Origin of the sequence: Ectopseudomonas khazarica (assembly GCF_017915135.1) — a bacterium.
GTDB lineage: Bacteria > Pseudomonadota > Gammaproteobacteria > Pseudomonadales > Pseudomonadaceae > Aquipseudomonas > Aquipseudomonas khazarica.
The window spans coordinates 4,984,815-5,006,772 of the sequence record NZ_CP068551.1; the positions used below are offsets into that span (position 1 = coordinate 4,984,815).

Sequence of the window (21,958 nt, forward strand, 5' to 3'; positions counted from 1 at the left end):
CTTCTGCGCAAGGCCACCCAGCACAGGCCCATTCCCCCCTGCCCTAGGCGGTGAAGCGCTGAATCTGCTGCTGCAGACCACTGGCCAGTTGCGCGAGATCGCGGCTGGCCAGTGAGCTCTGCTCGGCACCGTTGACCACCTCGCCGATGCTGTCGTTGAGCCCGTTGATGTTCTGGCTGATCTCGCTGGCCACCGCCGTCTGCTCCTCGGTGGCGGCCGATATCTGCACGTTGCCGTCGGCAATGCCCTCGATGGCGAGCGCGATGTGATTGAGCACCTCGTCGGCCTCCTTGGCGTGGCTGACGCTGTTCTGCGCCTGCTCGCGCGACTGCTGCATGGCGCTGACCGCACTGCGTGCGCCGCTCTGCAAGCCCTCGATCATGCTGCGGATCGACTCGGTGGCCTTCTGGGTATTGCTGGCCAGTGCCCGCACCTCGTCGGCCACCACGGCGAAGCCACGCCCGGCCTCGCCCGCACGCGCCGCCTCGATGGCGGCGTTGAGCGCCAGCAGGTTGGTCTGCTCGGCGATGCTCTGGATCACGCCCAGCACCTTGCTGATCTCGTCACTCTGGCTGTGCAGGCTGTCGATCACCTTGCCGGCCTCGTCCACCGACGAGGACAGGCCGCGAATGGCGTTCAGGTTGGCCTGTACCAGATCGCGCCCCTGCCGCGCCTCGCGGTTGGCACCCGCCGCTGCGCCAGCCATGCTCTGGGCATTCTGCGCCACCTCCTGCACCGCCACGCTCATCTCGTGCACCGCCGTGGCCACCATGTTGGTCTGGTCGCCCTGGCTGGTCGCGGCCTGGCTGGCCTGGGCGCTGATCGCGCTCATTTCCTCGGCAGCCGCAGCCAGCTGGGTGGCGGTCTCGGTCAGGTGACGGATCAACGCCTGTTGATGTTCGAGCAGGGTATTGAAGGCCCGCGCCGTGTCGGCGACCTCGTCGCGACCATCGGCGTTGGCCCGCAGGGTCAGGTTGGCGTTCTCCTGCACCTCGCTGATCACACCGCGCAGGGCCGACAGTGGACGGATGATCGACAGGCCGATCACCAGGGCCACCAGCAGCACCAGCAGCAGCGCGACCACACCGATGCCGATGAAGGTGTTGCGCATCGACTGGTACAGCTCACCGGTACGAACCCCGAGCTTTTCCCCCTCGCTGAGCTGCAGGGCGATCAGTTGCTCCAGCTCGCTGCCGAGCGGATCGAAGGTGCCGTACAGCTCGCGGTTGAAGCTGCGCGACTCGATCGCCCGCAGCTGGCCGCCATCGAGTTTGCCCATGTACTGGTCCACCAGTTGCTGCACCTGCTGCAGGTCGACGCGCACCCGTTCGACCCTGGCCTTTTCGTCCGCGGTCATGTTGGTCGCCAGGTAGGCCTTCCAGGCCTGGTCGCCGCGTTGGCGGGCCGAAGCCAGGGCCTCGCGCAGTTTGGCCTCGTCGAAGAGTTCGGCGCGGTATTTGTGCAGGGAGTCGACGATGGTCACCGCGTAGGCGTCGGCGAAGACCTTGAGCTGGCTGACCGGTTGCATCCGGTCCTTGAACAGTTCCTCGAAGCTCTGGTTCAGCCGGCTGGCGTTGTTCACCGCCATGCCGATCACCAACACCAGCACCACCAATGGCAGCAGCGCGAGGAACAACAAACGCATACGAACGGTGAGTCGTGACAGCATGGCTGTTCTCCTGCAGGACAACGCGCATGTATCGTCCCTGCGGAGCGCAACGGGTGGCCCATGGATCCCTGGCACCACCAGACAACAGGCATCCTCTCGGCAGCAGAGGCACGCGACCCGACCTCGCCGGGCCACGAACACGCGCACTTACCGATGGCGCTACGTTACAGTATCGACCATATCCTGAATTCTGCACCGACCATCGCCCGCCCACCTTCAACAGTCATCTTCCATGCCCAGGCCTCCCCATCCCCGTCGTCTCCGCTGGCGCAGCCTGTTGCTGCTGGCCCTGCTGCTGGCGCCCCTGCTGTGGCCGGTGCACTTTCTCGCCGAACGCTACTACCGCGGCGTGCTCACCGAGCAGAACCGCCAGACGCTGGACCTGTACGTGGCCAACCTGCTCGGCACCCTGCGCCGCTACGAGGTGCTGCCGCAGATCCTCGGCGACCTGCCGGGGCTGCGCGCCGCCCTCTATGCACCGCAGGACCCGGCCGCGCTGGACGACGCCAACCGCCTGCTGGCGCGCATCCGCAAGCAGACCGGGGCCGACGTGATCTACCTGATGAATCCGCGCGGCATCACCCTGGCGGCCTCCAACTGGGACCAGTCCGACAGTTTCGTCGCGGGCAACTTCGCCTTCCGCCCCTATTTTCGCGAGGCACTGGCCGGGCGCCTGGGGCGTTTCTTCGGCCTGGGCACCACCTCCGGCAAGCGCGGCTACTATTTCGCCTACCCGGTACGCGATGGCGAGCGCAACATCGGCGCACTGGTGGTCAAGGTCGACCTCGACCACACCGAAACGCTGTGGGGCAACACCCCGGAGCAGCTGATGGTGACCGACATCAATGGCGTGGTGATCCTCACCTCGCGCCCGGACTGGCGCTTTCACGCCAGCCGCCCGCTGGACCGCGCCGAGCAACTGGCGATCGCCGCCAACCAGCCCTACCCCACGCAGGCACCACCGGTGCTGGACCTCGACCCGGGCGCCTGGCTGACGCAGAGCCGTGCCCTCGATGAGACCGGCTGGACGGTGAGCATCCTCGCCCCGCACATCCTGCTCGACCGCCCGGTGCGTACTGCCGTGGCCGTCGGCGCCGCCGCCCTGCTGGCCCTGTTGCTGCTGCTCGGCCTGATGATGCAGCGCCGTCGCCACTACCTCGAACGCATCGCCTTCGACACCCAGACCAAGGCGGACCTGGAGCAACGGGTGACCGAACGCACCCAGGACCTGGAACTGCTCAACAGCCGCCTCAAGCAGGAAGTGCTGGAGCGCGAGCAGGCCCAGCAGGAGCTGGTACGCGCCCAGGACGAACTGGTGCAGGCCGGCAAGCTGTCCGCGCTCGGCACCATGAGCGCCAGCATCAGCCACGAACTCAATCAGCCGCTGGGCGCGATCCGCAGCTACGCCGAGAACGCCAGCACCCTGCTCGACCACCAGCGCAGTGACGACGCCCGCGCCAACCTCAGGCTGATCAGCGAACTGACCGAGCGCATGGCGTCGATCATCGCCCACCTGCGCGCCTTCGCCCGGCGCGACCGCCATGCGCCCGAGCGCGTCGCCCTGCAGCCCGCGCTGGACGATGCCCTGTCGCTGCTGGCCAAGCGGCGCAGAAGCATGGATGTCGAACTGATACGCGACCTGCCGGACGCCACGCTGTGGGTCCAGGCCGGCGAGACCCGGCTGCGCCAGGTGCTCGGCAACCTGCTGGGCAATGCCCTCGATGCCCTGGTCGACAAGGCGCCGCCACGGCGGATCTGGATCAGCGTCGAGCAGCAGGCCGATCATCTCGACCTGCTGCTGCGCGACAACGGTCCGGGGTTCTCCGCCGAATCCCTGGCGCGTGCCCGCGAACCCTTCTTCACCACCAAGACCAGCGCCCAGGGCCTGGGGCTCGGCCTGGCGATCTGCGAAAGCCTGGTACGCGCCCTGGACGGCGAGCTGCTGCTGGCCAATCATCCGGCTGGCGGCGCGCTGATAACCCTGCGCCTGCGCCTGGCCACCCCAGGCGTCAACCTGCAACCTTCAGAGGACCCCTCGCCATGACCAGCGACAGCGCCATCGACAGCCGCATCCAGGTATTGCTGATCGACGACGACGCCCATCTGCGCCAGGCGCTCAGCCAGACGCTGGATCTGGCCGGGTTCAAGGTCCTCAGCCTGGGCAATGCCCAGGGCCTGGCCGCGCGCATTCCGGCCGGCTGGCCAGGCGTGGTGGTCAGCGACATCCGCATGCCCGGCATCGATGGCCTGGAGCTGCTGCAGCAACTGCGTGAACGCGATGCCGAACTGCCGGTGCTGCTGATCACCGGCCACGGCGACGTGCCGCTGGCCGTGCAGGCGATGCGCGCGGGCGCCTATGACTTCCTGGAGAAGCCATTCGCCAACGATGACCTGCTCGACAGCGTGCGCCGGGCACTCGAACTGCGCCGCCTGGTCCTGGACAACCGCAGCCTGCGCATGGCGCTGACCGACCGCCAGCAGCTGGCCAGCCGCCTGGTCGGCCAGTCGGCGGCCATGCACCGCCTGCGTGAACAGATCGGCGCCCTCGCCGGCATCGCCACCGATGTGCTGATCCTCGGCGAGACGGGTGCCGGCAAGGAGGTGGTGGCGCGCGCCCTGCACGACCTGTCCAACCGCCGCAACGGCCCCTTCGTCGCCATCAACGCGGGGGCGCTGGCCGAATCGGTGGTCGAAAGCGAGCTGTTCGGTCATGAGGCCGGGGCCTTCACCGGGGCGCAGAAACGCCGCATCGGCAAGTTCGAGTTCGCCAACGGCGGCACCCTGTTCCTCGACGAGATCGAGAGCATGAGCCTGGACGTGCAGGTCAAGTTGCTGCGCCTGCTGCAGGAACGCGTGGTCGAACGCCTCGGCGGCAACCAGCTGATCCCGCTGGATATACGCGTCATCGCCGCGACCAAGGAAGACCTGCGCCAGGCCGCCGATGCCGGGCGTTTCCGGGCCGACCTGTACTACCGCCTGAATGTCGCACCGCTGTCCATTCCGCCACTGCGCGAGCGCGGCGAAGATGCTCTGCTGCTGTTCCAGCACTTCGCCGATGGCGCCGCCGCACGCCACGCCCTGGCCTCGCGCGAGCTGCAGCCCGGGCAGCGCGCGCTGCTGCTGAGGCATCCATGGCCGGGCAACGTGCGCGAACTGCAGAATGCCGCCGAACGCTTCGCCCTCGGCCTGGAACTGGCGCTGGACAGCAACGCGCCAAACCTGCCGCCGGTCAACGGCGGCCTCAGCGAACAGGTGGAAGCCTTCGAGCGCGCCCTGATCGCCGCCGAGCTGAGCCGCCCGCACGGTTCGCTGCGCAGCCTGGCCGAAGCCCTGGGCGTGCCGCGCAAGACCCTGCACGACAAACTGCGCAAGCACGGCCTGAATTTCTCCGGCGCTGGCGGAAGCTCGCCAGAGGATTTCGACTGACTGGCGGCAAACCGCCAGATTCGTCCGTCCCGACAGCGCCGCAAGCGCCTCGAAAGCCCCCGGCCACGCTTGGCCAGAGGCCATCGAGGCCGCTGGCGATGGGCTTCTGCGCGCTTGTCATGCGCCTGCCACAGAGGCCTGGCACAAGGGTTGCTCTAGACTTGCCCCAAGCGAACCCACAAGTACAAGTCCAGGCCTCGCTGACGCCACCGGCGTTTTTCTCCAAGCCGCCTAGACTTGCTCTTGTCCGTTCGTCAGCAGCGCCCCGGCGCCAATGCGATAAACACAACAAGAGGAAGCATCCGCATGTTCAAACTGACTGCCAAGGCGCTGGCTTGCGCCCTGTCCCTGTCCATCGCTGGCGTCGTTCACGCCGCCGACCCGATCGTCATCAAGTTCTCCCACGTCGTTGCCGAGCACACCCCGAAGGGCCAGGGTGCCATGCTGTTCAAGCAACTGGCTGAAGAGCGCCTGGGCGACAAGGTCAAGGTCGAGGTCTACCCGAACTCCTCGCTGTTCGGCGACGGCAAGGAAATGGAAGCGCTGCTGCTCGGTGACGTGCAGATCATTGCCCCGTCCCTGGCCAAGTTCGAGCATTACACCAAGCAACTGCAGGTATTCGACCTGCCGTTCCTGTTCGACGACATGGCTGCGGTCGATCGCTTCCAGAAAGGTCCGGAAGGCCAGAAGCTGCTGACCTCCATGACCGACAAGGGCATCACCGGCCTGGCCTACTGGCACAACGGTCTCAAGCAGCTGTCGGCCAACAAGCCGCTGCGCGAGCCGAAGGACGCCCGTGGCCTGAAGTTCCGCGTACAGGCTTCCGCCGTACTGGAAGAGCAGTTCAAGGCCGTGCGCGCCAACCCGCGCAAGATGAGCTTCGCCGAGGTCTACCAGGGCCTGCAGACTGGCGTGGTCAACGGTGCCGAGAACCCCTACTCGAACATCTACAGCCAGAAGATGCACGAAGTACAGAAGTACATCACCGAGTCCAACCATGGCCTGCTGGACTACATGCTGATCACCAACACCAAGTTCTGGGACGGTCTGCCGGCTGACGTACGCGAAGAGCTGGACAAGATCATCGCCGAGGTCACCGTCGAGGTGAACAAGCAGGCTGACGCCCTCAACCAGGGTGACAAGCAGCGCATCCTGGACGCCGGCACCACCGAGATCCTGACCCTGACGCCCGAGCAACGTGGCCAATGGCGCGACGCCATGCAGCCGGTGTGGAAGAAGTTCGAAGGCGAAATCGGTGCCGACCTGATCAAGGCCGCCCAAGCCGCCAACCAGCAGTAAGGCCGGAGAGCCGTAGGGTGGGCAGTATCGCCAGATACTGACCCACCTCGGCGTCCTGTACGCCGACATGCTGCACATGGTGGGTCGGCCACGACCGCCCCACCCTACGCCCTTTCCATTCGGGAGACCCGACCATGAACGCCTTGCGGCGCGCCTGGGAGCACTTCGAGGAAGGCTTCATCGCCTTTCTTCTCGCTGCCATGACCCTGATCACCTTCGTCTACGTGATCCTCAACAACTTCTACACCCTGTTCTACTGGCTGGGTGACTATTTCGGCGGCAACGAAACCCTGCTGGGTATCGGTGACGCCATCCTCGACATGGCCCAGGCCATGACCTGGAGCAACGCCCTGACCAAGGCGCTGTTCGGCTGGCTGATCTTCTTCGGCCTGGCCTACGGCGTGCGCACCGCCGGCCACATCGGCGTGGATGCGCTGGTCAAGCTCGCGCCACGCGGCATCCAGCGCGTCATCGGCGTCATCGCCTGCCTGTGCTGCCTGGGCTACGCCGGCCTGATCGCGGTCGGCAGCTTCGACTGGGTGCACACCCTGTTCAGCGCCGGCATCGGCGCCGAAGATCTCGGCCACTACGGCATCCAGCAATGGCACATCGGCATGATCGTGCCGTTCGGCTACGCCATGGTGTTCATCCGCTTCCTGGAAATTCTCGTGCGCATCCTGCGCAACCAGCAGACCGGCCTCGGCCTGGCTGACGAAGCCGCCGACGCCCTGAAGGTCAATGAGCACGAGGAGAGCAAATAATGACCGTCCTGTTCCTCTTCCTGCTGCTGTTCCTGCTGATGTTCATCGGCGTGCCGATCGCCGCCTCGCTCGGCCTGGCCGGCTCGATCACCATCATGCTGTTCAGCCCCGACTCGGTGCGCTCGCTGGCGATCAAGTTGTTCGAGACCTCCGAGCACTACACCCTGCTGGCGATTCCGTTCTTCCTGCTCTCCGGTGCCTTCATGACCACCGGTGGCGTGGCGCGGCGCCTGATCGACTTCGCCAACGCCTGCGTCGGCCACATCCGGGGCGGCCTGGCCATCGGCGCGGTGCTGGCGTGCATGCTGTTCGCCGCGCTGTCCGGTTCGTCGCCGGCCACCGTGGCGGCAGTGGGTTCCATCGCCATCGCCGGCATGGTCCGCTCCGGCTACCCGCAGGCCTTCGGCGCCGGCATCGTGTGCAACGCCGGGACCCTGGGCATCCTGATTCCGCCGTCGATCGTCATGGTGGTGTACGCCGCCGCCACCGAGCAGTCGGTGGGCAAGCTGTTCATGGCCGGGGTGATCCCGGGCGTGCTGCTCGGCCTGGTGCTGATGATCGCGATCTACGTGGTGGCGCGGATCAAGAAGCTGCCGGCCCTGCCGCGTGCCAGCTTGCGCGAATGGCTGCGCTCGGCGCGCGAGGCGTTCTGGGGCCTGCTGCTGATGGTGATCATCCTCGGCGGCATCTACACCGGCATGTTCACCCCGACCGAGGCCGCTGCCGTGGCCGCCGTGTACGCCGGCTTCGTGGCCCTGTTCGTGTACAAGGACCTGACCCTGCGCGAGTGCCCGAAGGTGCTGCTGGAGTCCGGCAAGCTGACCATCATGCTGATGTTCATCATCGCCAACGCCATGCTCTTCGCCCACGTGCTGACCACCGAGCAGATCCCGCAGCAGATCACCGCCTGGGTGGTGGAGCTGGGCCTGCAGCCGTGGCAGTTCCTGCTGGTGGTGAACATCGTGCTGCTGATCGCCGGAGCCTTCATGGAACCGTCGGCGATCATCCTGATCCTCGCGCCGATCCTGTTCCCGATCGCCGTGCAGCTGGGCATCGACCCGATCCACCTGGGCATCATCATGGTGGTGAACATGGAGATCGGCCTGATCACCCCGCCGGTGGGGCTGAACCTGTTCGTCACCTCGGCGGTGACCGGCATGCCGCTGACCGCGGTGATCCGCGCCGCACTGCCGTGGCTGATGATGCTGATCAGCTTCCTGCTGGTGATCACCTACATCCCGGCCGTGTCCATGGCCCTGCCGAACTGGCTGGGCATGAGCTGAGCCCGATAGAACGCTGCTACTTCGGTACCTCGTGTACCCACTCCGCCCGGCCCTAGTGCCGGGCTTTTTTTGGCCTGCCATCGCCCGACACAGTCGCCGCGATTGCCACACGGCCTGCCTCCATCTCGCGTAAAGTCGCGACACCCCGACCAAGGAATCCCGAGCATGATCCGACGCAGCCTGAAATCCGTGGTGACCACCTGGCTCACCGGCCTGCTGGCGCTGCTGCCACTGGTCCTGACCATGGCCCTGCTGGCCTGGATCTTCAGCCTGCTCAACCGCCTGGTCGGCCCGTCGACCATGATCGGCCAGCTGTTCGCCGCCCTCGGCCAGCCCTTCTCCAGCAATGGCTACATGGCCTGGCTGCTCGGCAGCCTGGTCCTGCTGGCCAGCCTGTATCCGCTGGGGCTGGCGGTACAACTGGGCCTGCGCCGCCCCCTGGCGTGGCTGTTCGACCACACGCTGCGCCGCACCCCGCTGATCGGCAACTTCTACAACCTGGCCGACCGCTTCGTCGGCCTGCTGGACAAGAGCAAGAACCCGGACATCACCACCATGGCGCCGGTCTGGTGCTTCTTCGGGGGTGACGGCGTGGCGGTACTCGCTCTGCGCCCCAGCTCGGAAACGGTGGAACTGGAAGGGCGTGCCTACTGCGCGATCCTCGTGCCGACCGCACCGATTCCGGTGGGCGGCGGTCTGCTCTACGTGCCTCAGGAGTGGGTTCGCCCGGCGGACATGGGCGTCGAGCAGCTGACCAGCATCTACGTCTCCATGGGCCTCACGCCACCCGGCAAGCGCACGACCGAGCACGCCACGCCAGGCAGCCGCTAGACCAATGGCAGGCTGGTGGTGGACTTGATCTCCGACAGAGCGACGATGGAGTTCACCTCCTGGATGCCCGGCACCAGCGACAGCTTCTCGAAGAAGAAGCGCTCGTAGGCCTCGATGTCGCGCGTGACGATACGCAGCATGAAGTCCACCGCCCCCATCAGCACGTGGCACTCCAGCACCTCGGGAAACTCGCGCATGGCTTCGGCGAACTCGGTGAGGTTGGAGCGGCCATGGGCATTCAGCTTGACCTGGGCGAACACCTGGGTGTGCAGGCCGATCAGCTTGCGATCCAGCAGGGTCACCTGCTTGCGAATCACCCCCTCTTCCTTGAGGCGCTGAATACGACGCCAGCACGGCGACTGCGACAGGCCGATACGCTCGGCGATCTCGGCCGTGGACAGGCCGGCATCCTCTTGCAGCAGCGCGAGAATGCGCTGATCGTAGGCATCCAGCTCGACGGACATAAAAATTCCCCAATCACTCAATACTGAGGAAACTCTATCCACATAACCGGCAAAATGACAGAAAACAAGGCAGAACTTTTGCCGCCGCAAGGGGGAAACTTAGGCAAAACCTGCCCCGAGTCGCCACCATGCCTGATACCACGCCGTTCCCCGCTGTCCACCATCGCCGCGATCCCTGGCAGGATCGCCCGGATGCCTGCGTCGAATACCAGCTGCGCACCGACGCGGAAGCCGATGTGCTGTGCCGCCTGCTCGGCCTGTTCGCCCAGCTGCAGCTGCTCCCCGAGGCGCTGCAGGTCCAGCGCCAGCAGGACGATCTGCATGTCAGCCTGCGCCTGCAAGGCCTCTCGGTGCATCGCGCGGGTGTCCTGGCGCAGAAGCTGCGGGGCCTGGTCTGCGTCTGGCAGGTGAGCTGGCAGCACCTGGATCACAACCTGGTGACGGAGGTCGCCTGAAGCGGGCGCTCGATCACGCCTGGCCCTTCGCCCTTCTGCAGCTTTTCGGGCATCCTAGTTCGGCTAACCTTGTTCAGGTCGACCCCTAGGAGCCCTCATGTCCGCCTTCACTGCCACCGCCCCTGATCGCGTACTGGACCTTGGCGACCTGTTGCGCGAACTGGTCGCCCATGGCCGGGTCGACCAGGACGTGGCCGAGCAGTGCCTGGCGATCCGCCGCAGCTCGCTGAACAACAACCAGCACCCGCTGGAGTTCCTCGCCGCCCAGCAGGTCGACGATCTGACACGGCCGGGCAAGAAGCTCGATCTGGAAACCCTGACCGTGTGGCTGGCCAACTTCTCCGGGCAGCCCTATCTGCGCATCGACCCACTGAAGATCGACGTGCCGGCGATCACCCCGCTGATGTCCTACGCCTTCGCCCAACGCCACAAGATTCTTGCCGTGGCGGTGGACAGCGAAAGCGTCACCATCGCCAGCAGCCAGCCACTGGTGCACAGCTGGGAAGCCAACCTGGTGCACGTGCTCAAGCGCCCGATCAAGCGCGTGGTGGCCAACCCCGCCGACATCCAGCGCTTCACCACCGAGTTCTATCGCCTCGCCCGCTCGGTCAGTGGCGCCAATGCCACCGACCAGAAGGTCAGCGGCGTCGGCAACTTCGAACAGTTGCTCAGCCTCGGCGCCCAGGACCAGGAGCCGGACGCCAACGACGCGCACATCGTCAACATCGTCGACTGGCTGTTCCAGTACGCCTTCCAGCAGCGCGCCAGCGATATCCATATCGAGCCGCGCCGTGAACAGGGCACCGTGCGCTTTCGCATCGACGGCGTGCTGCACACCGTCTACCAGTTCCCCGCCCAGGTCACCATGGCGGTGGTCAGCCGCCTGAAGAACCTGGGGCGGATGAACATCGCCGAGAAACGCAAGCCGCAGGACGGCCGGGTGAAGACCAAGACCCCGGACGGCAACGAGGTGGAACTGCGCCTGTCGACCCTGCCCACCGCCTTCGGCGAGAAGATGGTGATGCGTATCTTCGACCCCGATGTACTGCTGAAGAGCCCAGACCAGCTGGGCTTCTCGCCGGACGACCTGCGCCGCTGGGAGAGCATGACCAGCCAGCCCAACGGCATCATCCTGGTCACCGGCCCCACCGGTTCGGGCAAGACCACCACGCTGTACACCACGCTCAAGCAGCTGGCCACCGAAGAGGTGAACGTCTGCACCATCGAGGACCCGATCGAGATGATCGAGGGGGCCTTCAACCAGATGCAGGTGCAGCACAACATCGACCTGAGCTTCGCCAGCGGCGTGCGTGCCCTGATGCGTCAGGACCCGGACATCATCATGATCGGCGAGATCCGCGACCTGGAAACCGCCGAGATGGCCATCCAGGCCGCGCTCACCGGCCACCTGGTGCTCAGTACCCTGCACACCAACGATGCCCCCAGCGCCATTACCCGCCTGCTCGAACTGGGCGTGCCGCACTACCTGCTCAAGGCCACCCTGCTCGGCGTCATGGCCCAGCGCCTGGTGCGGACCCTGTGCCCGCACTGCAAGGCACCGGTGCAACTCGACGAAGACAGCTGGAGCGGCCTGACCAAGCCCTGGAGCTCGCCGCTGCCGAACCATGCGCAACGCGCCGTGGGTTGCCTGGAATGCCGCGAGACCGGCTACCGCGGGCGCGCCGGGGTGTACGAAATCATGCTGATCAACGATGCCATCCGCCCGCTGATCAATGCCGACACCGACCTCACCGCCCTGCGTCGCGCGGCGTTCAAGGACGGCATGCGCAGCCTGCGCCTGTCCGGCGCGCAGAAGGTCGCCGCCGGGCAGACCACGATCGAGGAAGTGCTGCGCGTGACGCCGCAGAGCGAGCAGCGCTGAAGCCTCGAGCGCGTTCGCTGCACGCCCCGCGTCGTCACGTTGCACTGTGCGGCCGTTCACCTGCCAGCGCTTGCCAGCCAGGCGCTGCCGGGCACTGAGAAGGGGTCGGCGGCAATCCCGCAGCGGCTATGCTTAGATGCGGAACAGGCGCAGCGCACCTTGCCGGCGCCCGCACAAGGTATGCATGAGGGAGATCGCATCATGGAAATCGGTGGCGTCCTGCTGCTGTTCGTCGGCCTGGCTGTGGCCATCGTCTACATGGGCTTCAAGGTGGTGCCGCAGGGCTCGGAATGGACGGTGGAACGCTTCGGTCGCTACACCACGACGCTGAAGCCCGGGCTCAACATCATCGTGCCGGTGATGGACCGCATCGGGCGCAAGCTGAACGTCATGGAGAGCGTGCTGGATATTCCGCCGCAGGAAGTGATCAGCTCCGACAACGCCATCGTGCAGATCGACGCCGTGTGCTTCTTCCAGGTGATCAACGCCGCCCAGGCGGCCTACGAGGTCAACCACCTGGAGCACGCCATCCGCAACCTGGTGATGACCAACATCCGCACCGTGCTGGGCTCGCTGGAGCTCGATGCCATGCTCAGCCAGCGTGACGCCATCAACGAGCGCCTGCTCAAGACCGTGGACGAGGCCACCGCTCCCTGGGGCATCAAGATCACCCGCATCGAGATCAAGGACATCAGCCCGCCCGCCGACCTGGTGGAGGCCATGGCCAGCCAGATGAAGGCCGAGCGCCTCAAGCGTGCGCAAATTCTCGAGGCCGAGGGCGCCCGCTCGGCCGCCATCCTCACTGCCGAAGGGCACAAGCAGGCGGAGATTCTTCGCGCCGAAGGCGAGCGCCAGGCCGCGTTCCTCGAAGCCGAAGCCCGTGAGCGGGCCGCGCAGGCCGAAGCCGAGGCGACCCGCGTGGTGTCCCAGGCCATCGCCGCCGGCAACGTCCAGGCGGTGAACTACTTCGTGGCCCAGAAGTATGTCGAGGCCCTGGGCCAGCTCGCCTCCGCCAACAACAGCAAGGTGGTGCTGATGCCGCTGGAGGCCAGCCAGGTGATCGGTGCCGTCGGCGGCATCGGCGAAATCGTCAAGGCCACCTTCGCCAGCGACGGCTCTGCAGAGAAGCGGAGCTGAGGCATGATCCACTACCTGCAAAACCTGTCGTTCTGGGACTGGCTGGCCCTGGCCACCATCCTGCTGATCCTCGAAGTCTTCGGTGCCGGCGGCTACCTGCTGTGGATCGGCCTCGCGGCCGCCTGTGTCGGTGTGCTGACCTACCTGTTCCCGGCGCTACCGTGGGTCTGGCAGTTCTTTCTGTTCGGCCTGCTGGCCATTCTCACCGCAGTGGTCTGGTGGCGCCGCCAACGCAGCCCCCTGCCCCCCAGCGATCAACCCGGCCTGAACCGGCGCGGCAGCGAGCTGCTCGGGCGGCGCTTCGCCCTGCACGAGGCGATCATCGACGGACGCGGCAAGATCAAGGCCGGCGACAGCCTGTGGCTGGTCAGCGGCCCCGACCTGCCAGCCGGCAGCCCGGTCAAGGTCGTGGCCCAGGAGGGTGTGGTCCTGAAAGTGGAACAGGACGTAGCCCGCGAGCCCGTCCGCTAGCCAAGGCGGCCGGCCATCGCCACGACGGAACCTGTGGGTCCTGACACCACTCTGAACGAGTGTGCCTAATTCACAGGAGCTTCATCATGCGAGCAATAAGCCGGGCCGCCATGGCATTGAGCGCCTTCCTGATTGCCCAGAGCGCAGCCGCGGATGGCCTGCTGCGTGACATTCTGTCCTCGGGCGCGACCACCGCGTCGACCTACCTGACATTCAAGGACCGCAAGCTGGTCGCTGCCGCGGAGGAGGATGCCAGCAGCTTCGTCGCCAGTGCCGGCGAGATTCGCGGCCCGCACCTGGAAGCCGCGCTGCAGCAGTTGCGCGCAGGCAACCCCGAACTGCAGGACGCCGACGACATGGCGCTGGCCAGTGCCATCCTGGCGTCCTCGGCGGCTCCGCGCGACACCCACACGGCCATTCCCGCCGAGTAACTCGCGCCCATAAAAAATGGTTCTTCGCGGAGTCTGGGGGAAGAGCGCGTTGACAGTCAGGGAAGTGGGTAAATTGGCAGTCGCCAAACGAACCAACCCCCACGCCCTGCTGCCACCGTGCATCCTATTGATCTTGCCCAGTTCTGGCCAGGCTACGCAGTCGTCGCCTGTCGCCCCTCTGCCGACAACATCCTGTTGATCGAACTCAAGCCTCAAGCCGACGCCATCCCCGAATGTGGGCGCTGCGGCCAAGCTTGTCCGCTGATCCACGAGCGCCGACTGCGTCGGATACGCGATCGGGATTTGTTGGATCAGCGCGTTCTGCTCCAGGTGCCTGTGCGCCGCGTTGACTGCCTGCGCTGTGGGCGGGTGACCGAGCGGATCGCCTGGCTGGAGCCGGCGTCACGTCTGACGCGGCGCTTGCAGGCCTGGCTCGAGGCTTTGCTGCAACTGCTGCCGATCAGCCACGTCAGCCGCCTCACCGGCATACACTGGCACACGCTCAAGCAACTCGACAAACGTCGGCTGGATGCCGCCGTCGGCACCTTCGAGCCGGGTGATGTGCGTTGCCTGGTGATGGACGAGTTCGCCCTGCACAAAGGCCATCGCTACGCCACGGTGATCATGGATGCCGAGCGCACGCGGGTGCTATGGGTCGGTCATGGCAACAGCCGCGAGGCGATCCGCCCATTCTTTGAGTTACTGGGCGAGCGCTGCCAACGGATCGAAGCGGTGGCGATGGACATGAACACCGCCTTCGATTTGGAGGTGAAGCGGCACTGCCCTCAAGCCGAAGTGGTGTACGACCTGTTCCATGTGGTGGCGCGCTACGGGCGTGAGGTGATCGACCGTATCCGCGTCGACCAGGCCAATCTCCTGCGCGATGACAAACCGGCACGCAAGGTGGTCAAGCAGAGCCGCTGGCTGTTGCTGCGCAATCGCGAAAACCTGAAGGACGGCCAAGCCGTGCAGTTGCAGGAGTTGCTCGCCGCCAACCAGCCATTGGCCACGGTCTACGTGCTCAAGGATGCGTTAAAGGAAGTCTGGTACGCCCCCACTGTGCGGGAGGGTTGGCGGCGCTGGCGAAGTTGGCTGCGGCATGCTCGGGACAGCGGTCTGGCGCCGCTCCAACGCTTTGCCCGGAATCTGCGCAAATACGCCCGTGGCATCCTCGCAAGCGCCCGCTTCCCCCTGCACACCAGCGTCCTGGAAGGCGTGAACAACCGCATCAAGGTGATCAAGCGGATGGCCTATGGCTTCCGGGACTCTGACTACTTCTTCCTGAAAATCAAGGCCGCCTTCCCCGGGAAAGCGCGATGAACCAAAAAAATGCCCGTATCCGGAAGATACGGGCATTTTCTTGAGCGCAGCTCGGGACTACACAGCTGCAAGGCTTCCCGAGCGACCCAGACCTTACATCAGCGGCAGGGTGTAGCTGACGATCAGGCGGTTTTCATCGATGTCGTTCGCGAAGTTGGAGCGAACGGTGGCGTTACGCCAGCGAACACCCAGGTTCTTCAGCGCGCCTTCCTGGAAGACGTACATCAGCTCGGTGTTGCGCTCCCACTCACGACCTTCGGAAACGCCACGGCCGCGATCGACGTTGTCGCCGGTCAGGTAGCGGGTCATGAAGGTCAGGCCCGGGATACCGATCGAGGCGAAGTTGAAGTCATAGCGCGCCTGGTAGGACTTCTCGTCCTTGTTGGCGAAATCGCTGATCTGCACGTAGTTGACCAGGAACGGGTCGGTACCGTTGATGTAGGCGAAACCGGTGTCGCCGCTCATCTTCTGGTAGCCCAGACCGAAGGCATGGCCGTCCAGCGAGTAGGTGACCATGGCGCCGAAGGCCTTGTTGTCCACGTTGCTGCGATTGCCGTCATCGGTCGAGCGGGCGAAGCGCACGTCGGTCTTCAGGCTCTGCTTGTCGCCCAGCGGCAGAACGTGCACGGCGCTGAAGGAGTGCTGCTTGTACAGCTCGTCCAGGTTGGAGTAGTAGTAGCCGGCCGTCAGGTCCTTGGTCAGCTTGTAGGTGCCGCCGACGAAGTCGAACGAGTCGGCAGTGGCGCCACCAGAGGTGGTGATACCACGGCGACCGCCGCTGGTGATGGCGATGTCTTCGTAGTCACCGGAGTTACGGTGGTTGACCTCACGCACGTGAGCGGCTTCCAGCATCAGGCCGTCGATTTCCTGGGAGACCAGGTGACCGGCTTCGAATACCTGGGGCAGCAGACGGCCGTCGCTGGAGGCGATGGCGGCGTTCTTGAACTGCATCTGGCCAACGCGCAGGGTGCTGTTGGAGACCTTGACCTTGGCGGCTACAGCCAGGTCCGAGTAGTTGTCCTGCGAACCACCCGAGCGATCCGGAACCAGCAGACCGCTACCAGCGGTACCGTCACCGGAATCCAGCTTGAAGCCGAACATGCCGATCGCATCGGCACCGAAGCCTACGGTACCTTCGGTGAAACCGGAGTTCATGCGCAGAATGAAACCTTGGGCCCACTCGTCCTGCTTGGACTGGCTCGGGGCCGGAGTGTCGCTGTTGCCCTGACGGAAATCGCGGTTGAAGTAGAAGTTGCGCGCTTCCAGGCTGACCTTGGTATCGCCGACCAGATCGGCGAAGGCCACTTGGCTCAGGCCCAGGGTGCTGGCGGCTACGGCCAGTGCCAGGGAGGTCTTTCTCATTATGTTTCTCTCCAGTGTGTTTTGAGTTGACGCATCGTCCGACGCAGGCTTCGGCACGAAGAGGCAGGTCGGAACGAATAGGGCAGACGCAACCGCGAGCCAGGGTGCGACAACGACCTGGCTCGAGCGGGTACGTGAAAAATTCAGGTAGTACAGAACAACGGCGAACGCAGGACAGCGGCCGAACTGAGGCAGGCAGAATGGTGCATGGTTGGCTTCTCTCGTCGTTGTTATTTTGCGCCGACATCCCGCCGGCATCTCGCGGGGCCTACGCAGATAGCGTGCCAGATCGTGAAAACACCTCAGCAAGCTATCTAGAACAGTAGGTTACATTTTTTCTGCAGGTCAGTGACCATTTAGTCACAGGGCTCTACAGGCAAGTTTCCGCTCACCACGACTGCCTTTCAGGCGGAAAACCGCCAAGTCATCAACCGACCACGATCTGATTCTTGCCCTGGCGCTTGGCCAGGTACATGGCCGCGTCGGCACGCGCGTAGAGCGCGTCAAGGCTGGCATCGGCCGCCAGCAGGCTGGTCAGTCCCTGGCTGACCGTGATGCGGAAGCTCGTCCCTTCGTGCTGGAAGCCGAGGCGTTGCACCTCGCGTTGCAAGCGTTCGGCCACCTGCAGTGCGACATCCGGCTCACAGCCCGGGAACAGCGCGGCGAACTCCTCACCGCCGATGCGCCCGAACAGGTCGCCACGCCGCAACGCGTTGCTGCCACAGTGCGCCAGGCGCCGCAGGACATCGTCGCCGGTCTGATGACCATAGTGGTCGTTGATCTTCTTGAAGTCGTCGAGATCGAGCAACAGAAAGGCCAGCGGGCTGCCAAACTTGCGGGCATGCTCGAACTCGCGGCGGGCACATTCGAAGAAATGCCGGCGGTTGCTGCTCTGGGTCAGCACGTCGGTGGTCGCCAGACGGTGCAGCTCGCCTTCCAGGCGCTTTTTCTCGGTGATGTCCTCGGCAATGCCGACGATCACCGGCCCCTGCTGCCTTCCCCTGGGACTGACGAAGCACTTGTCGCTGAGCCAGCGCAGCTGGCCATCAGCACGGATGATGCGGTACTCGCGGCTCTCCACGGCCCCAGTTTCCAGCACCTTGGCCAGGCTCTCGGCCGCATAGTCGACATCGTCCGGGTAGATGCTGTTGCGCCACTCGCCGTAATCCGCCAGCAGCAGGGCGGCCGAGCGGCCGAAGATGCGTTCATAGGCCGGGCTGACGTAGATCATCCGCTGCTCGTTCCAGTCGAACGCCCAGAGCACGGCATTGACGCTGCCGAGCAGGCTGCTGAACAGCTGCTCGCGCTCGCCCAGGCGCTCGACCTCGGCGCGGCTATGCAGCAAGGCCAAGGTCAATTCTTCCAATTCGGAAACAGCGTTGCCTTCAGCATCCATTACAACAGCCATCCCTTCCCTCGCGTCGCATTGAAATGATCATAGTGCGAGTTCTTGGACAAAAACGAAGGCCCGCCGTTCGGCGGGCCTTCGTGTGTAACGAACGGCGCTCAGGCAGCCACGCCGGCCGGGCGCAGCGAGTAGGTCTTGAGCTGCTCGGCGAAGTCACGCAGCGACTGGATGCCACTGGCCTCGGCCTCGTGCACCCACTGCTTCATCGCCTCCAGCATGTCGTGGCCGTTGCTGCTGGTCTTCACCCAGATCTGCTGCAGGGCCAGGCGCTTCTCGTAGATCACCTTGAGCGCCTGACTCTGCGCCAGCATGTCGGCGATGCGCGCGTGGTGCTGCTCTTCCAGCAGGCTCGGCTCACGCGAGAGCAGGCGCTTGGCGCGACGGAACAGGTGACGAACGGACTCGTCGGCCTTGGCCACCTCCTGCTTGACCAGCGGTGCGATGACCAGCTTGCGGTACTGCGCCATGATCTGGAAGCGGTTGTTGAGGATGGCCATGGCTGTGTCCATGTCCAGACTCCCCTTGCCCTCGACCCGGTGGGCGATGGGCGCGACGCGCTGCACCTTGGCCAGCCCGAACAGACTGAACAGCCGGATCCAGGCCCAGCCCATGTCGAACTCCCAGGCCTTGACCGACAGCTTGGCGCTGTTCGGGTAGGTGTGGTGGTTGTTGTGCAGTTCCTCGCCGCCGATCAGGATGCCCCAGGGCAGCAAATTGGTGGCGGCGTCGCGGCATTCGAAGTTGCGGTAGCCGACTGCGTGGCCCAGACCGTTGATCACGCCAGCGGCCCAGACCGGAATCCACATCATCTGCACCGCCCACACGGTCATGCCGAGCACGCCGAACAGGGCCAGGTCGATGATCGCCATCAGGGTCACGCCACCGATCGGGTAGCGGCTGTAGACATTGCGTTCGATCCAGTCGTCCGGGCAGTTCTTGCCGTAGATACGCAGGGTTTCCTGGTTCTTCGCCTCTTCCTGGTAAAGCTCGGCGCCCTTGCGCAGCACGGTGCCCAGCCCCTTGATGACCGGGCTGTGCGGGTCATCGTCGGTCTCGCACTTGGCGTGATGCTTGCGGTGAATCGCGGTCCACTCGCGGGTGTTCTGGCCCGTGGTCAGCCACAGCCAGAAACGGAAGAAATGCTTGAGCGCGGGGTGCAGCTCCAGTGCGCGATGCGCCGAATAGCGGTGCAGATAGACCGTGACGCTGACGATGGTCACGTGCGTCATCAGCAGGGTCACAGCCACCAACTGCCAGACCGAAAGGTCGAGTAAACCGTTGTACCACATGGATGCTGTTGCCTCTTGATAGGGAAACACGGTTTGTCCTACAAGAACGAACCTGATCGCATTATCCCTGACCCAGGCCAGAAAACCAGTTGGTCTTTTAGATAAGAATGTTTCAGCCCCACCCCATCTATACTGCCCACCATTTGAAGGGAGCTTGGCCTGCACCCCATGCGTATCGACTTTGCCGCCCTGCGTCTGACCCTGGTCTACCTGCTGCTCGCGGGCGCCTGGGTTCTCCTGAGTGACCAGTTGCTGGCGGCACTGGGCCTGTCCGTGGCGCAGCAGGAGCGCCTGCAATCACTCAAGGGACTGTTCTTCGTCCTGCTGACCAGCGCCCTGCTCTACCTGGTGCTGTACCGCCACGCCCAGCGGCATCGCCGCGCACGGCTGGAGCTGGCGAGCAACGAGGAACGCCTGCGCCTGGCCCTCAATGCCACCCACGACGGCCTGTGGGACTGGGACGTGTCCAAGCGCCGGGTGTTCTTCTCCGATGGCTACGCCGCGCTGCTCGGCCTGACGCCACAGGCCCTTGGCGATACCCGTGACGACTGGGCCGCGCGCCTGCACCCGGATGACCGTGAGGGTGCGATGCAGGCACTCAGTACCGAGTGGACCGATCAGCAGTACGAAAACATCTACCGCCTGCGGCATGCCGACGGCAGCTACCGCTGGATCCACTCGCGCGGCCGCTTGCTGCACGACGAGGATGGCCAGCCACAGCGCTTCATCGGCATTGCCAGTGATGTCACCCAGCAACGTACCAACGATGACAGCCTGCGCCAGGCTGCTGCCGTGTTCGATGCCACTCAGGAGGGTGTGCTGGTCACCGACCCGGACCAGCGTATCGTCCATGTCAATCCGGCCTTCAGTCGCATCACCGGCTACAGCAGCGAGGAGATACTCGGGCAGCGCCCCAATCTGCTCAACTCGGGGCACCATGACGCCAGCTTCTACCAGAGCATGTGGAACGCGCTGGAAAATCGCGGCGCCTGGAGCGGCGAAGTGTGGAACCGGCGCAAGAGCGGCGAGATCTATCCGCAGTGGCAGTGCATCCGCGTCATCCATGACGAACAGGGGCGCCTCAGTCACTACGTGGCGGTGTTCTCCGACATCAGTGCACTGAAGCGCTCGCAGCATGAGCTGGACTACCTGGCCCACCACGACCCGCTGAGCAACCTGCCCAACCGCCTGCTGTTCACCGAACGGGTCGCCCATGCACTGGAACGCAGCAAGAGCGAAGGGTTGCGCGGCGCCGTGCTGCTGATCGACCTGGATCATTTCAAGCACATCAACGAGAGCCTCGGGCACAACGTCGGCGATGCCCTGCTGAAGGGGGTCGGCGAGCGCCTGCTGCAGGATATTCCCAACGGCTGCACCCTGGCCCGCCTGGGGGGCGACGAGTTCGGCCTGCTCTCCGAGAACTGTTCCGCCGCGCCACAGGCTGCGGAGCTGGCACAACGCCTGCTGCGCTGCCTGGAAGCGCCCTTTCGTTTCGACGGGCATGAGCTGTATATCGGCGCCAGCATCGGTATCGGCCTGTTCCCGGGGGAAGCCGACAGCGTCGAGCAGATCATGCGCAATGCCGACTCGGCGTTGTTCAAGGCCAAGAGCAGCGGCCGCGAGGGCTATGCGTTCTATGTGCAGGAACTGACCGACTACGCGCGCCAGCGTGTCGAGCTGGCCAGCAGCCTGCGCCATGCCCTGGACAACCAGGAGCTGCGCGTTTACTACCAGCCCCTGCATGACCTGCGTGATGGTCACATGGTGGGCATGGAGGCACTGGTGCGCTGGCAGCACCCGCAGCGTGGCCTGGTGCCCCCGGCCGAGTTCATCCCGATGGCCGAAGAGAACGGCATGATCGCGGCCATCGACGCCTGGGTGCTGGAGCAGGCCTGCCGCCAGATGGTGAGCTGGAATGCCGAGGGCGGCTCGCTGCGTTTCGTCGCGGTGAACATCTCCAGCCGCCTGTTCAGCCGTGGCGAACTCGACCAGAAGGTGGCGCGGGTCCTGGCCGAAACCGGCCTTCCGGCTGGTCAGCTGGAACTGGAGGTGACCGAGAGCGCGATCATGGAAGACCCTGATGCGGCTCTGCGCTTCCTGACCCGCTTGCGTGCCCTGGGCGTACGCCTGGCCATCGACGACTTCGGCACCGGCTATAGTTCGCTTGCACGCCTGAAACGCCTGCCGGTGGACAAGCTGAAGATCGATCAGAGTTTCGTCCGCGGCCTGCCCGAAGATACCGACGATGCGGCCATCGCCCGCGCCGTCATTGCACTTGGACACAGCCTGGGCCTGAAGGTACTGGCCGAAGGCATCGAAGCACCACGTCAGGTCGAGTTCCTCCGCGAGCTAGGCTGTGACTATGGTCAGGGTTACCACTACGGCAGACCGCTACCGGCACAGCGCCGGACAGGCGACCACCCCGAAGGGCCCTCACCACACGACAGCCCATTCACGCCGAGGGATTGAG

The 21,958-nt window shown here is 65.0% G+C and carries 18 protein-coding genes; 13 read left to right on the forward strand and 5 right to left on the reverse strand.

The window, feature by feature from the left end:
- Positions 1-43 precede the first annotated feature (43 nt).
- A complete protein-coding gene (locus JLK41_RS23460; RefSeq protein WP_210389958.1) occupies positions 44-1,669 on the reverse strand; it encodes a methyl-accepting chemotaxis protein in 1,626 nt (541 codons plus the stop codon).
- Positions 1,670-1,901: 232 nt separating this feature from the next.
- On the opposite strand from JLK41_RS23460, the gene JLK41_RS23465 reads away from it, so the two are divergent.
- The 6 genes from JLK41_RS23465 (at position 1,902) to JLK41_RS23490 (ending at position 9,269) form a co-directional block, all read left to right on the forward strand.
- Complete coding sequence (locus tag JLK41_RS23465; protein ID WP_150606954.1) at positions 1,902-3,713, forward strand: sensor histidine kinase; 1,812 nt, start codon at positions 1,902-1,904, stop codon at positions 3,711-3,713.
- Positions 3,710-5,095: a sigma-54-dependent transcriptional regulator gene (locus tag JLK41_RS23470; RefSeq protein WP_150606956.1), complete on the forward strand. Its 1,386-nt coding sequence runs from the start codon at positions 3,710-3,712 to the stop codon at positions 5,093-5,095. The genes JLK41_RS23465 and JLK41_RS23470 overlap by 4 nt, the downstream gene beginning before the upstream one ends.
- Before the next feature lie 306 nt (positions 5,096-5,401).
- Complete coding sequence (dctP, locus tag JLK41_RS23475) at positions 5,402-6,394, forward strand: C4-dicarboxylate TRAP substrate-binding protein DctP (RefSeq protein ID WP_037055351.1); 993 nt, start codon at positions 5,402-5,404, stop codon at positions 6,392-6,394.
- Between the two features lie 134 nt (positions 6,395-6,528).
- The gene (locus JLK41_RS23480; protein ID WP_134678343.1) at positions 6,529-7,155 is read left to right on the forward strand and encodes a TRAP transporter small permease; all 627 of its coding nucleotides are present in this window, start codon (positions 6,529-6,531) and stop codon (positions 7,153-7,155) included.
- A complete protein-coding gene (gene dctM / locus JLK41_RS23485) occupies positions 7,155-8,438 on the forward strand; it encodes a C4-dicarboxylate TRAP transporter large permease protein DctM (protein ID WP_150606958.1) in 1,284 nt (427 codons plus the stop codon). The genes JLK41_RS23480 and dctM overlap by 1 nt, the downstream gene beginning before the upstream one ends.
- Positions 8,439-8,603: 165 nt before the next feature.
- Entirely contained in the window at positions 8,604-9,269 is a 666-nt protein-coding gene (locus JLK41_RS23490) for a DUF502 domain-containing protein (RefSeq protein ID WP_210389959.1), read from the forward strand.
- On the opposite strand, the gene JLK41_RS23495 is transcribed toward JLK41_RS23490, so the two are convergent.
- Positions 9,266-9,733, reverse strand: a complete 468-nt coding sequence (locus tag JLK41_RS23495) for an Lrp/AsnC family transcriptional regulator (protein ID WP_134678320.1) — start codon at positions 9,731-9,733, stop codon at positions 9,266-9,268. The two genes, JLK41_RS23490 and JLK41_RS23495, sit on opposite strands and share 4 nt — an antisense overlap.
- A gap of 128 nt (positions 9,734-9,861) precedes the next feature.
- Here JLK41_RS23495 and JLK41_RS23500 point away from each other — a divergent pair, with 128 nt between their 5' ends.
- The 6 genes from JLK41_RS23500 to JLK41_RS23525 all read left to right on the forward strand — a co-directional run bounded on the left by JLK41_RS23500 (position 9,862) and on the right by JLK41_RS23525 (position 15,429).
- Complete coding sequence (locus JLK41_RS23500) at positions 9,862-10,188, forward strand: hypothetical protein (RefSeq protein ID WP_150606962.1); 327 nt, start codon at positions 9,862-9,864, stop codon at positions 10,186-10,188.
- Positions 10,189-10,285: 97 nt separating this feature from the next.
- Positions 10,286-12,070, forward strand: a complete 1,785-nt coding sequence (gene tfpB, locus JLK41_RS23505; RefSeq protein WP_210389960.1) for a type IV pilus assembly ATPase TfpB — start codon at positions 10,286-10,288, stop codon at positions 12,068-12,070.
- Positions 12,071-12,271: 201 nt separating this feature from the next.
- Positions 12,272-13,207, forward strand: coding sequence for an SPFH domain-containing protein (locus JLK41_RS23510; RefSeq protein ID WP_037057477.1), 936 nt, complete (start codon positions 12,272-12,274; stop codon positions 13,205-13,207).
- 3 nt (positions 13,208-13,210) lie between these two features.
- The gene (locus JLK41_RS23515) at positions 13,211-13,678 is read left to right on the forward strand and encodes an NfeD family protein (protein WP_210389961.1); all 468 of its coding nucleotides are present in this window, start codon (positions 13,211-13,213) and stop codon (positions 13,676-13,678) included.
- Positions 13,679-13,764: 86 nt separating this feature from the next.
- Positions 13,765-14,109 (forward strand): DUF2388 domain-containing protein, encoded by a 345-nt coding sequence (locus JLK41_RS23520; RefSeq protein WP_210389962.1) that lies wholly within the window; start codon positions 13,765-13,767, stop codon positions 14,107-14,109.
- Between the two features lie 117 nt (positions 14,110-14,226).
- Positions 14,227-15,429, forward strand: a complete 1,203-nt coding sequence (locus JLK41_RS23525; RefSeq protein ID WP_150605811.1) for an ISL3 family transposase — start codon at positions 14,227-14,229, stop codon at positions 15,427-15,429.
- A gap of 93 nt (positions 15,430-15,522) precedes the next feature.
- Here JLK41_RS23525 and JLK41_RS23530 read toward each other — a convergent pair whose 3' ends face one another.
- The 3 genes from JLK41_RS23530 to desA form a co-directional block, all read right to left on the reverse strand.
- The gene (locus JLK41_RS23530) at positions 15,523-16,791 is read right to left on the reverse strand and encodes an OprD family porin (RefSeq protein WP_134678317.1); all 1,269 of its coding nucleotides are present in this window, start codon (positions 16,789-16,791) and stop codon (positions 15,523-15,525) included.
- Between the two features lie 427 nt (positions 16,792-17,218).
- Positions 17,219-18,187, reverse strand: coding sequence for a GGDEF domain-containing protein (locus JLK41_RS23535; RefSeq protein WP_037051393.1), 969 nt, complete (start codon positions 18,185-18,187; stop codon positions 17,219-17,221).
- Positions 18,188-18,297: 110 nt separating this feature from the next.
- The gene (gene desA / locus JLK41_RS23540; protein ID WP_037051392.1) at positions 18,298-19,488 is read right to left on the reverse strand and encodes a delta-9 fatty acid desaturase DesA; all 1,191 of its coding nucleotides are present in this window, start codon (positions 19,486-19,488) and stop codon (positions 18,298-18,300) included.
- A 168-nt stretch (positions 19,489-19,656) separates the two neighbouring features.
- Between desA and dibA the strand changes: the two genes are divergently transcribed.
- Positions 19,657-21,957 (forward strand): phosphodiesterase DibA, encoded by a 2,301-nt coding sequence (dibA, locus tag JLK41_RS23545; protein WP_210389963.1) that lies wholly within the window; start codon positions 19,657-19,659, stop codon positions 21,955-21,957.
- Position 21,958: the final 1 nt, after the last annotated feature.

Excerpts from the sequence above, each read along its gene's own strand:
- desA (WP_037051392.1), bottom strand. The coding sequence starts at position 19,488 with ATGTGGTACAACGGTTTACTCGACCTTTCGGTCTGGCAGTTGGTGGCT.
- JLK41_RS23535 (WP_037051393.1), bottom strand. The coding sequence starts at position 18,187 with ATGGATGCTGAAGGCAACGCTGTTTCCGAATTGGAAGAATTGACCTTG.
- JLK41_RS23530 (WP_134678317.1), bottom strand. The coding sequence starts at position 16,791 with ATGAGAAAGACCTCCCTGGCACTGGCCGTAGCCGCCAGCACCCTGGGC.
- dctM (WP_150606958.1), top strand. The coding sequence starts at position 7,155 with ATGACCGTCCTGTTCCTCTTCCTGCTGCTGTTCCTGCTGATGTTCATC.
- JLK41_RS23495 (WP_134678320.1), bottom strand. The coding sequence starts at position 9,733 with ATGTCCGTCGAGCTGGATGCCTACGATCAGCGCATTCTCGCGCTGCTG.
- JLK41_RS23470 (WP_150606956.1), top strand. The coding sequence starts at position 3,710 with ATGACCAGCGACAGCGCCATCGACAGCCGCATCCAGGTATTGCTGATC.
- JLK41_RS23460 (WP_210389958.1), bottom strand. The coding sequence starts at position 1,669 with ATGCTGTCACGACTCACCGTTCGTATGCGTTTGTTGTTCCTCGCGCTG.
- JLK41_RS23520 (WP_210389962.1), top strand. The coding sequence starts at position 13,765 with ATGCGAGCAATAAGCCGGGCCGCCATGGCATTGAGCGCCTTCCTGATT.
- dctP (WP_037055351.1), top strand. The coding sequence starts at position 5,402 with ATGTTCAAACTGACTGCCAAGGCGCTGGCTTGCGCCCTGTCCCTGTCC.
- JLK41_RS23515 (WP_210389961.1), top strand. The coding sequence starts at position 13,211 with ATGATCCACTACCTGCAAAACCTGTCGTTCTGGGACTGGCTGGCCCTG.
- dibA (WP_210389963.1), top strand. The coding sequence starts at position 19,657 with ATGCGTATCGACTTTGCCGCCCTGCGTCTGACCCTGGTCTACCTGCTG.
- JLK41_RS23500 (WP_150606962.1), top strand. The coding sequence starts at position 9,862 with ATGCCTGATACCACGCCGTTCCCCGCTGTCCACCATCGCCGCGATCCC.
- JLK41_RS23480 (WP_134678343.1), top strand. The coding sequence starts at position 6,529 with ATGAACGCCTTGCGGCGCGCCTGGGAGCACTTCGAGGAAGGCTTCATC.
- JLK41_RS23490 (WP_210389959.1), top strand. The coding sequence starts at position 8,604 with ATGATCCGACGCAGCCTGAAATCCGTGGTGACCACCTGGCTCACCGGC.
- JLK41_RS23510 (WP_037057477.1), top strand. The coding sequence starts at position 12,272 with ATGGAAATCGGTGGCGTCCTGCTGCTGTTCGTCGGCCTGGCTGTGGCC.
- JLK41_RS23465 (WP_150606954.1), top strand. The coding sequence starts at position 1,902 with ATGCCCAGGCCTCCCCATCCCCGTCGTCTCCGCTGGCGCAGCCTGTTG.
- tfpB (WP_210389960.1), top strand. The coding sequence starts at position 10,286 with ATGTCCGCCTTCACTGCCACCGCCCCTGATCGCGTACTGGACCTTGGC.